This window comes from Pseudolactococcus insecticola, assembly GCF_011170065.1.
GTDB lineage: Bacteria > Bacillota > Bacilli > Lactobacillales > Streptococcaceae > Pseudolactococcus > Pseudolactococcus insecticola.
This window is the reverse complement of record NZ_BLLH01000024.1, coordinates 1-1,407: the sequence shown is the minus strand read 5'-3', so window position 1 is coordinate 1,407 and position 1,407 is coordinate 1. Positions and strand designations below refer to the sequence as shown.

The 1,407-nt window shown below is 37.7% G+C and carries 3 protein-coding genes; 2 read left to right on the top strand and 1 reads right to left on the bottom strand.

Annotation, left to right across the window (positions count from 1 at the left end; translation table 11 throughout):
- A partial coding sequence (locus tag Hs20B_RS09600; protein ID WP_172357966.1) for a hypothetical protein occupies window positions 1-181 on the bottom strand: 181 nt, incomplete at its 3' end.
- Window positions 182-569: 388 nt separating this feature from the next.
- Here Hs20B_RS09600 and Hs20B_RS09595 point away from each other — a divergent pair.
- Complete coding sequence (locus Hs20B_RS09595) at window positions 570-755, top strand: type II toxin-antitoxin system HicA family toxin (RefSeq protein WP_172357964.1); 186 nt, start codon at window positions 570-572, stop codon at window positions 753-755.
- Between the two features lie 26 nt (window positions 756-781).
- On the top strand, window positions 782-1,207 hold the full coding sequence (locus Hs20B_RS09590) for a type II toxin-antitoxin system HicB family antitoxin (RefSeq protein ID WP_172357962.1): 426 nt from the start codon (window positions 782-784) through the stop codon (window positions 1,205-1,207).
- The last annotated feature ends 200 nt before the right edge of the window (window positions 1,208-1,407 follow it).

Sequence of the window (1,407 nt, the reverse complement as noted above, 5' to 3'; positions counted from 1 at the left end):
CATCAGTACGATCAGCCCATGCTTTAGGTGCGTTTGTACCTGCAATACGGTTAGCTTTGTATTGTGCGTATGCGTCAGAGTCCAGACCAGCAACTGCTTTAAGTTCAGCATATTCTGGTGTGCGTTTAATTTCAGCAGTGTTCATTTTAGCGATTGATTTAGTTTCGATTGTGTTAGACATAGTGTTTTCTCCTTTGGCATTATAGCCTTAAAAATGCTCTTATTGAGCTAGTGATGTGCGATAGTTGTAAGACGTTTTTGCCTTACATGTTGATTGAAAAGGTAGCTTTAGCTATCTTTTATTCTTTTTGGAAAGAAAATTTTGATAACCTTCTTTCAAGTTTTAGAAAGGTGCCGATTTATCGGTCACCTTTGCTTTTGAACTTATCTTTTAGGTGTTTTTTCCCAGAAGATAATGATACAATTGTTGGAAGAATTTTTTAGTTTTTCTCTTGCAAAAATTCTAAAAAGATTGCTTCATGAATCTTTTTGATTTTATCCTTATCTGCGAATGATTGACACACGTGTTTGCACGTGCTATAATAATGTCGTAAGGAGGACCATTCACAATGCCACTTACAGGAAAAGATATGCTCAAACTTCTAAAAAAGCAAGGTTGGGTTGAACGTAGGCAAGAAGGCTCACATCATCATCTCTACAAGGATGGTGTTCGTGTGACTGTTCCTGTTCACGGGAACGATGACCTTGGAAGAGGCTTAGAGAGCAGAATCTTGAAAGACGCTGGACTGAAATAGTCTGGTGTTAATTTGGAGGTATAATAATGTATATAGATTCGTTGACGAAAACTTATCCTGCTATATTTACACATGATGAAGAAGGATACTTCATAGAGTTTCCAGATCTTCAAGGGGCTTATACGGGTATCAATAACAAAGACTTATCTCTTGGCATTGCAATGGCTGAAGAGGTCCTCGGCATGGTGCTTGCTGATCGTGTTGAAAATGGGGAAGAGTTACCAATGCCAACTGATATAAATAAAGTTAAGTCCGAAGAAGATGGTTTTGTTACGCTGATAAAAGTGGATATGGAAAAATATTTTCACGATGAAACGCTGGTCAAAAAAACTCTGACGATTCCCAAATGGGCTGATGATACAGCAAAACGTTCAGGGCTTAATTTTTCAAGGTTATTGACAGAGGCAATTGGCGCAAAAGCAACAGAATTGGCATTCACTAGAGAAATATAGTTATTCATCAAAAAAAGCAGTCAATTTCTATTTTGAAAGAAAAAGCCCAACACAAAAATGTGTTGGGCTTTGATTCTTTTTTTAGAATGAGCGTTTAGCCATACGATTAGCTGGTACTTCTGCATTAAGTGTCGCAAAAGATTGTCCTTTAGCAAGTACAGGACGAGTTTGTGGTGAAACACGTGTATAGCTCTTTTCAC